General features: G+C 68.3%; 6 protein-coding genes and 1 pseudogene. 5 read left to right on the top strand and 2 right to left on the bottom strand.

Going from position 1 to position 9,006, the window contains the following annotated elements; all coding sequences use genetic code 11:
* Positions 1–256: pseudogene (locus tag CON77_RS13825) on the bottom strand (leucyl aminopeptidase); the annotation flags it as partial.
* A gap of 26 nt (positions 257–282) precedes the next feature.
* Between CON77_RS13825 and lptF the strand changes: the two are divergent.
* Genes lptF through CON77_RS13800 form a run of 5 tightly spaced genes read left to right on the top strand, consistent with a single transcriptional unit; the run spans position 283 to position 5,002 of the window.
* Complete coding sequence (gene lptF, locus CON77_RS13820; RefSeq protein ID WP_101050073.1) at positions 283–1,389, top strand: LPS export ABC transporter permease LptF; 1,107 nt, start codon at positions 283–285, stop codon at positions 1,387–1,389.
* Entirely contained in the window at positions 1,386–2,507 is a 1,122-nt protein-coding gene (gene lptG / locus CON77_RS13815) for an LPS export ABC transporter permease LptG (RefSeq protein WP_101050075.1), read from the top strand. The genes lptF and lptG overlap by 4 nt, the downstream gene beginning before the upstream one ends.
* A 7-nt stretch (positions 2,508–2,514) precedes the next feature.
* Positions 2,515–2,883: a sirohydrochlorin chelatase gene (locus tag CON77_RS13810; RefSeq protein WP_101050071.1), complete on the top strand. Its 369-nt coding sequence runs from the start codon at positions 2,515–2,517 to the stop codon at positions 2,881–2,883.
* Positions 2,880–3,824, top strand: coding sequence for a CysB family HTH-type transcriptional regulator (locus CON77_RS13805; protein WP_101050069.1), 945 nt, complete (start codon positions 2,880–2,882; stop codon positions 3,822–3,824). The genes CON77_RS13810 and CON77_RS13805 overlap by 4 nt, the downstream gene beginning before the upstream one ends.
* A 2-nt stretch (positions 3,825–3,826) precedes the next feature.
* Entirely contained in the window at positions 3,827–5,002 is a 1,176-nt protein-coding gene (locus CON77_RS13800; protein ID WP_101050067.1) for a pyridoxal phosphate-dependent aminotransferase, read from the top strand.
* Positions 5,003–5,063: 61 nt separating this feature from the next.
* Here the strand turns inward: CON77_RS13800 and hrpA are convergent.
* A partial coding sequence (gene hrpA, locus CON77_RS13795) for an ATP-dependent RNA helicase HrpA (protein WP_101050065.1) occupies positions 5,064–9,006 on the bottom strand: 3,943 nt, incomplete at its 5' end.

Here is a 9,006-nt window from a genome sequence, read left to right as displayed (position 1 = left end):
GGGCGGGCGAACCGTCGCCGCAGCGCGCCAGCACCACGCGGCGCGGCTTGATCCCCGGCAAACGGTGCGCCGCCAGGCACTGCCCGGCACCGGCGGCCAGGTCACCATCGGCCACGGCCCCACGCGCCCAAACGGTCAGCGGATCGTCCAGCGCCGGCGCGGCCTGGTCGGCGGTGTCGGGCCACAGCAGCAGCAGGGCGTCGGCCACGGTGGAAGCGGTCTGGTGCGGGGTCAGGGATTTGAGTTCGAAGTCCATAATGTCGGCTGTTGCTGTTTCAAACGATGTTATTCCATTCCTCGCTCCGGCGCGAACTGGCCCGCAGTTTCGGCGCCACCCTGGTGGTGCTGTTCACCATCGTGATCACGATGCTGCTGATCCGCACGCTGGGTCTGGCCAACAAGGGCAGCGTCAACCCCGAAGAAATCCTGCTGGTGCTGACCTACACCGTGCTCGGCCGCCTGCCCACGGTGCTGACGCTGGCGCTGTTCATCGCGGTGGTGTCCACCCTGTCGCGCATGTACCGCGACAGCGAGATGGTGATCTGGTTCTCCAGCGGCCAGGGCCTGACGGCCTTCCTGCGGCCGGTGTTCCGCTTTGCCTGGCCGATCCTGCTGGTGATCATGCTGATGGTGCTGTTCGTCTGGCCCTGGGCGAACGCACAGACCGACGACCTGCGCGACCGCTACGAGCGCCGCGGCGATCTGGAACGGGTCGCGCCCGGCCAGTTCCAGGAGTCGTCCAACGGCCGGCGCGTGTTTTTCATCGACAAGGACACCGCCCAGGGTGCGGAAGGCCGCAACGTCTTCATCTCCAGCGTGGAACGCGACGGCAGCGAAAGCATCACCTCGGCGCGCTCGGGCCGGGTCGAATCGATCCAGGGGGTGCAGTACCTCATGCTGGAGCATGGACAGCGGCTGGAGCAGCCCGCTGGCGGAGCGGGCGACGGGCTGAAGGTGAGCGAATTCGAGCGCTACGGTATCCAGATCGGCGCCGAAAAGGCGGCCGCGGCCAGCGGGGGCGGACTCAAATCGCTGCCGACCTGGACGCTGATCGAAACGCCCCACCCCGCCCACTTGGGCGAACTGGGCTGGCGCCTGGGCATGGGGCTGACGGCGCTGAACTTCGTGGTGCTGGCCCTGGCGGTGTCGGCCGGCAACCCGCGCGCGGGCAAGAGCGGCAACCTGGTGTTCATGCTGCTGGCCTTCGTGGTGTATTACAACCTGCTCAACCTGGGGCAGAACTGGGTGGCCACCGGCCTGGTCGGCCTGGGGCCCTTCATGCTGGGCCTGCACGGCAGTGTGTTGGTCGCGTCGCTGCTGTGGCTGGCGCAGCGCCAGCACCAGTTCCGCTGGTGGCCGCGCCGCGCACCGGCCGGAGGCGCGGCATGAAGACCTTGCGGCGCCTCATTTACGGTGAAATCCTGGTGGCCGTCGGCTTTGTGCTGCTGGCCTTCCTGGCGCTGTTCCTGTTTTTCGACTTCGTGGACGAACTGCCGGCCCTGGGCAAGGCCTCGGTGCTGGACCCGAGCCGGGTCTATGGCCTGCCGCAGGCCCTGCTGTACGTGGGGCTGCTGCTGCCCAGCCGGGTGTACGAACTGCTGCCGATCGCGGTGCTGATCGGCGCGGTCTACGCCCTGGTGCGGCTGGCGCAGGGCTCGGAATACACCATCCTGCGCACCAGCGGGCTGGGGCCCTGGCGGGCCTTGCGCACCCTGCTCGGGCTGGGCCTGTTTTTCGTGGCCCTGACCTTCGCCATCGGCGACTACCTCGCTCCCTGGGCCGACCGCACCGGGCAACTGCTCAAGGCCCAGTACCAGGGTCGCATCAGTGTGGGCCAGACCGGCGCCTGGCTCAAGGAACGGCAGGAAGACACGCAATATTCGGTGAACGTGCGCGCCATGGACGCCACCGGCGCGCTCGAAGGCATCCGCATCTTCGCCTTCGGCGCGGACGGGCGCATCCGCGCCACCCTGAGCGCCCAGCGTGGAGTGATCGCCCCGGACAGCGGCGAATGGCTGCTCAGCGAGGTGCAGCGGCGCCGCTTTGAGGTGAACGCCGAACAACAGGTCACCGCCACGTCCGACACCCTGCCGACCCTGTCCTGGCCCACGGGCCTGAGCGTCGACATGGTTTCGGTGGCCCTGCTCAAACCCGAGCGCATGCGCACGGTCGATCTGTTCGGCTACATCCAGCATTTGCAGGCCAACAACCAGACCGCACAGCGCCACGAGATCGAGTTCTGGCGCAAGGTCTTCTACCCCCTGAGCTGCCTGGTGATGGTGGTGCTGGCCCTGCCCTTTGCCTACCTGCACTTCCGCAGCAGCGGCCTGGCGGCCTACGTGTTCGCGGGGGTGATGATCGGCATCAGCTTCTTCCTGCTGAACAACGTGTTCGGCTACATCGGCAACCTGCGCGACTGGCAGCCTTGGCTGGCGGCGGCGGCGCCGTCCATGCTGTATTCGCTGGCCTCGCTGGGTGCGTTCGGCTGGCTGGTCTTGAAACGCTGAGGTACCCATGCGTGCTGTGATTGTGTTTGCCCACGGTTCCCGCGACCCGCTCTGGCGGGCCCCGGTGGAAGCCGTGGCCGCGGCGGTGCAACGGCGTGACCCGGCGACGGCGGCACGCTGCGCCTACCTCGAACTGTGCGAACCCAGCCTGCCCGAGGCCGCCGCGGCCCTGGTGGCCGAAGGGGCGCGCGACATCCGGGTGCTGCCCCTGTTCTTTGGCATGGGCAAGCACGCGCGCGAGGACCTGCCCGTGCTGATGGACGCCCTGCACCAGCGCCACCCCGACACCCGCTTTGCGCTGCTGCCCACGGCCGGCGAGCACCCGCGCCTGACCGCCTTGCTGGCCGACCTGGCCCTGGAGGACCCGGCCCCATGAACCTGCACCAGTTCCGTTTCGTACAGGAGGCGGTGCGCCGCAACCTGAACCTGACCGAAGCCGCCAAGGCCCTGCACACCTCGCAACCGGGGGTGTCCAAGGCCATCATCGAGCTGGAAGACGAACTGGGGGTGGAGGTCTTCACCCGCCACGGCAAGCGCATCAAGCGGCTGACCGAACCCGGTCAGCACGTGCTGCGCAGCATCGAGATCATCATGCGCGAGGTCAACAACCTCAAACGCATCGGTGAACAGTTCTCGGCCCAGGACAGCGGCACCCTGAGCATCGCCACCACCCATACCCAGGCGCGCTACGTGCTGCCCGGACCGGTGGCCAAGCTGCGTACGGCCTACCCCAAGGTCAACGTCAGCCTGCACCAGGGCTCTCCGGCCCAGGTCGCGCAGATGCTGCTGGACGACGTGGCCGACATCGGCATGGCCACCGAAACCCTGACCCAGTACGAAGAGCTGATCACCCTGCCCTGCTACGACTGGCAGCACGTGCTGGTGCTGCCCTTTGGCCACCCGCTGCTGGACAAGGAGCGCATCGCCCTGGACGACCTGGCCGCGGTGCCGCTGATCACCTACCACCCGTCCTTCACCGGGCGCTCGCGCATCGACCAGGCCTTTGGCCTGCGCCAGCTCAAGCCCAACATCGTGCTCGAAGCCATCGACTCGGACGTGATCAAGACCTACGTGAAGCTCGGCATGGGCGTGGGCGTGGTGGCCGAAATGGCGATGCAGGGCGAAGAACGCAACCCCGACCTGGTGGCGCGTCCGGCCGGTCACCTGTTCGGCCACAACGTGGCTCGCGTGGCCTTCAAGCGCGGGGCCTACCTGCGCCAGTTCGTGCTGCGTTTCGCCGAATTCCTGAGCGACCGGCTCTCGCGCGAACTCATCCTCAAGGCCATGCAAGGCAACGGCCACGACTACAGCCTGTGAACATGCACACCCCCGCCCTGCGCAGCCGCCTGCCCCACGTGGGCACCACCATCTTCACCGTGATGTCGGCGCTGGCCACCGAGACCGGGGCCGTGAACCTGGGCCAGGGCTTCCCCGACTTCGAGGGCGACCCGCGCCTGGTGGACGCGGTGAGCGACGCCCTGCGCGCCGGCCACAACCAGTACCCACCGATGACGGGGGTGCCGGCCTTGCGCGAGGCGATTGCCCGGAAAATCCAGGCCCTCTACGGCCACACCTACAACCCAGCGACTGAAATCACCGTCACCGCCGGGGCCACGCAAGCCATCCTCACAGCCGTGCTGGCCGTGGTGCACCCGGGCGACGAGGTCATCGTGCTCGACCCCTGCTACGACAGCTACGTGCCCAACATCGAGCTGGCCGGGGGCGTGGCGGTGCGCGTGCCGCTGGGACTGGACGGCGAGCCCGGCAGTTTCCGCCCGGACTTCGACCGCATCGCCGCTGCGATCACGCCCCGCACGCGGGCCCTGGTCATCAACAGCCCGCACAACCCGAGCGGCACGGTGTGGACCCGCGCCGACATGCTGCGCCTGCAGGACCTGCTGGCCCCGACCGAGATCGTGCTGATCAGCGACGAGGTCTACGAGCACATGGTCTACGACGGACAGGTGCACGAAAGCGCCGCGCGCTACCCCGGCCTGGCGGCGCGCGCCTTCATCGTCAGCAGCTTCGGCAAGACCTACCACGTGACGGGCTGGAAAGTGGGCTATGTGGCGGCCCCGGCGCCCTTGAGCGCCGAATTCCGCAAGGTGCACCAGTTCAACGTGTTCACCGTGAACACGCCCATGCAGCACGGCCTGGCCGCTTACATGGCCGATACGGCGCCCTATCTGGCGCTGCCGGCCTTCTACGCCGCCAAGCGCGACCTGTTCCGCGCCGGGCTGGCCCAGACCCGCTTCCGCCTGCTGCCGGCCGAAGGCACCTACTTCCAGTGCGTCGATTACAGCGCGCTGGGCGTGCCCGAACGCGACCTGCCCGAGGCCGAGTTCTGCCAATGGCTGACGCGCGAGGTGGGCGTGGCCGCCATCCCGCTGTCGGCGTTCTACGGCAACGGCTTTGACCAGCGTGTGGTGCGCTTTTGCTTCGCCAAACGCGACGACACACTGCGCGCGGCGCTGGAGCGGCTGGCGCGGCTGTGAGCCGCGGCGACGGCGAAAGTCCGGGGACCACGAGCTTCCCCGCACCCGCCTGGGCCGTGGCTCAGTGCGACAGCTGGGCCCAGACCTTGTCCAAGCGCTTGACGCTCACCGGCTGCGGTGTGCGCAACTCCTGGGCGAACAGGCTGACGCGCAGTTCCTCCAGCAACCAGCGCAGCTCGGTCATGCGCTCGTCCTGCACCCCTTTGCGTTCGGCCAGCAGGCGCCAATAGCGCTGGTCCTGTGCCCTCACCTCGGCCAGGCGGGCGGCGTCGCGCGCCGGGTCGGCCCGGTACTTGTCCAGGCGCAGGACGATGGCCTTGAGGTAGCGCGGCAGGTGCTGCAAGGCGCTCCAGGGCGTCTCGGCCAGGAAGCGCTTGCCCACCAGGCGCTGCAACTGCTGGGAGGCGTCGGCCACGGCCTCGGGAGCGTTTTTGCTGTCCTTGAGCTTGCGCGTCGCGGCGGCGTATTCGGTCAGCACGGTGCCACACAGGCGCGCCACCTCGTTGCAGATCAGCGTCAAACGGCCACGGCCCTCGTCCAGCCGGCGCTTGAAATCGGCCTCGTTGGCGGGCAGCGGGTCGAGCATGAAGGCCCGGTCCATGGCCACCGCGATGACCTGTTCGCGCAAGGCCTCCTGCGTGCCCAGGGCCATGTAGGCCACCGCCATTTTTTGCAGGTCGGGGATGTTCTTTTCCAGGTACTTGAGCGCGTCCTTGATCTGCAAGGCGAACAGGCGGCGCAGACCGGCGTGGTGTTTGCTGGCCGCCAAAGCAGGCTCGTCGAACACTTCCACGGTGACGGCATCGCCCGCATCGATGAGCGCCGGGAAGCCGATCAAGGTTTGCCCGCCCTGGCGGATTTCCATGATCTCGGGCCAGTCGCCAAACGCCCAGGTGGTGTGGCGCTGCGTGGCATCGGCCACCACCGACGGAGCCGCCGATGGGCCTGCCCCGGTGCGGGTCGTGGGTGCTCCGCCCTTGGACGGGCTGAGGTGCGCTGGTGTGGCTGCGCCATCTTGGGCCTGTGCCGCACCGCTTTGGGACGCCACCGACGTCGGTGCTGCCGTGCCCCCTATCACGCCCCCTGGATCGGCCAGTTTCAGGTTCGCCAAGGCCTGGAACGCGCCACGGGCTTTCGCGCCCCACTCGGCTTTCAGCGCCGGCAAATTGCGGCTCTGCCCGAGTTGGCGGCCGTGCTCGTCCACCACCCGCAGGTTCATGAAGTGGTGGGGCTGGAGCATGTCCAGCTTGAAATCGGTGCGTTTGACGTCCAGGCCGGTGATCTGCCGCACCTCTTTGAGCAGGGCGTCGGTCAAACCGCCCTGGGCCCAGCGTTCTGGGGCGGTCAGGGTGGCCGCGAGTTTGTCGGCGCTGTCGGGCAGGGGCACCAGCCGCGCGCGCGGCTTTTGCGGCAGGCTTTTCAGCAGGGCCTGGATTTTGTCTTTCAGCATGCCCGGCACCAGCCATTCGCACCGGTCCTCGCTCACCTGGTTCAGCACAAACAAGGGCACGGTGGCGGTCAGGCCGTCCTTGGCATCGCCCGGCTGGTGCAGGTAGCTGGCGGCGCAATCCACCCCACCCAGCTTCACGGTTTTGGGGAAAGCGTTGCTGGTGACGCCCGCCGCCTCGTGCCGCATCAGCTCTTCGCGCGTCAGGTGCAGCAGCTTGGGCGCCGTGCGCGAGGCCTCGCGCCACCAGCGCTCCAGTTCGCGGCCGCTGCACACCTCGGCCGGCAGTTGCGCGTCGTAGAAGGCGTAGATGAGCTCGTCGTCCACCAACACGTCCTGCCGACGCGATTTGTGCTCCAGTTCCTCCACTTTCTGGATGAGTTTGCGGTTGGCGTTCAGGAAGGGCAGGCGCGCCACGCTCTCGGCGGGCCAGGTGTCCTCGTACAAGCCGGCCACCAGGGCCTCGCGCAACAGCAGTTCGCGCGCCCCCGCCGGGTCGACCTTGCCGTACTGCACGCGGCGCTGCTGGTACACCACCAGGCCGTACAGGGTGGCGCGCTCGTAAGCCACCACCTCGGCGGCCTTCTTTTCCCAGTGTGGCTCCAGCATCTGCTTTTTCAGCAGGTGCGCGCCCACCTGCTCCAGCCACTGCGGCTCGATGGCGGCAATGCCACGCCCGAACAGGCGCGCGGTTTCCACCAGTTCGGCGCAGACGATCCAGCGGCCCGGGCGCTTGCTCAGGTGGGCGCCCGGGTGGCGGTGGAACTTGATGCCGCGCGCCCCCAGGTACACGTCCTCGGTGTCGTGCTTGCAGCCGATGTTGCCCAGCAGCCCCGACAGCATGGACAGGTGCAACTGCTCGTAGCTGGCCGGGGCGGTGTTGAGCTGCCAGCCGTGCTCGGCCACCACGGTGTGGAGCTGGCTGTGGATGTCGCGCCACTCGCGCACCCGGCGCACGCTGATGAAGTTCTGCCGCAGCAGCGCCTCGTACTGGCGGTGGCTGAGCTTGTGCGTGGCGCCAGCAAGGCCGGCTGGCGCCGCAGGCACCGAAGGAGATGGCCCAGCGGGCTGGCGGCGCAGGGCCTTCAGCTCGGCAAAGCCGATGCGGCCGCTGCCCGGCACCGCTGCGGCCTGGAACGCCGGCGCGGGCGGCTTGCCACCGCGCGCGGCCTCCAGCCAGTGCCACAGCTTCAGGTAGCTGGTGAACTCGCTTTTCTCGTCGTCGAACTTGGCGTGGGCCTGGTCGGCCTGGGCCTGCGCCTCCATCGGGCGCTCGCGCACGTCCTGCACGCTCAAAGCGCTGGCGATCACCAGCACCTCGTCCAAGGCATGGCGGTTGCGCGCCTCCAGAATCATGCGACCCACGCGCGGGTCCAGCGGCAACTTGGCCAGCTCGGCGCCCAGGGCGGTCAGCTCGTTCAGCTCGTCCACCGCGCCCAGTTCCTGCAGCAGTTGGTAGCCGTCGGTGATGGCACGGCGGCTGGGCGCTTCCAGGAAGGGAAAGTCCTCCACGTGGCCCAGGTGCAGCGACTTCATGCGCAGAATCACCGCCGCCAGCGAGGAGCGCAAAATTTCCGGGTCGGTGAAGCGTGGGCGGGCGTTGAAATCGGCCTCGTCGTACAGGCGGATGCAGATGCCGTCGGCCACCCGGCCGCAACGGCCGGCGCGCTGGTTGGCCGCCGCCTGGCTGATCGGCTCCACCAGCAACTGCTCCACCTTGCTGCGCAGGCTGTAACGCTTGACGCGCGCGGTGCCGGCGTCGATCACGTAGCGGATGCCGGGCACGGTCAGCGAGGTTTCGGCCACGTTGGTGGCGATGACGATGCGGCGCTGACCGTGCGGCCTGAAAATCTGGTCCTGCTCGGCGGCACTCAGGCGGGCGAACAAGGGCAGCACCTCGGCGCTGCGCAGCGCCGGCACGTGGGCCAGGTGCTTGCGCAGGTGGTCGGCGGCCTCGCGGATTTCGCGCTCGCCGGGCAGAAACACCAAAATGTCGCCGGCATGGGCACCACCGCGCCAGAGTTCGTCCACCCCGTCGGCGATGGCGTCGTTCAGGTCGTGCTCGCGCGACTCCTCGAACGGGCGGTAGCGCTGCTCCACCGGGAATGTGCGGCCCGAGACCATGATGACCGGCGCCGGCCCTTGCCTCGACGCAAAATGCTGCGCAAAACGGTCGGCGTCGATGGTGGCGGAGGTGACGATCACCTTCAAATCGGGCCGGCGCGGCAAGATCTGCTTGATGTAGCCCAGCAGGAAGTCGATGTTCAGACTGCGCTCGTGCGCCTCGTCGATGATCAGCGTGTCGTAGGCCTGCAGCAGCGGGTCGGTCTGCGTTTCGGCCAGCAAAATGCCATCGGTCATCAGCTTGACCGAGGCGTTCTTGCTCAGGCGGTCGTGGAAGCGCACTTTGTAACCCACCACCTCGCCCAGCGGGGTGTGCAACTCCTCGGCGATGCGCGTGGCCACCGAACTGGCGGCGATGCGGCGCGGCTGGGTGTGGCCGATCAGCTGGGGGCGTGCGGGCCGCCCGCCGCTGCGTCCACCGCGCGCCCCCCGC

It is taken from the genome of Macromonas nakdongensis (assembly GCF_002837145.1).
GTDB lineage: Bacteria > Pseudomonadota > Gammaproteobacteria > Burkholderiales > Burkholderiaceae_C > Macromonas_B > Macromonas_B nakdongensis.
This window is presented reverse-complemented; position numbering and strand designations above follow the sequence as displayed.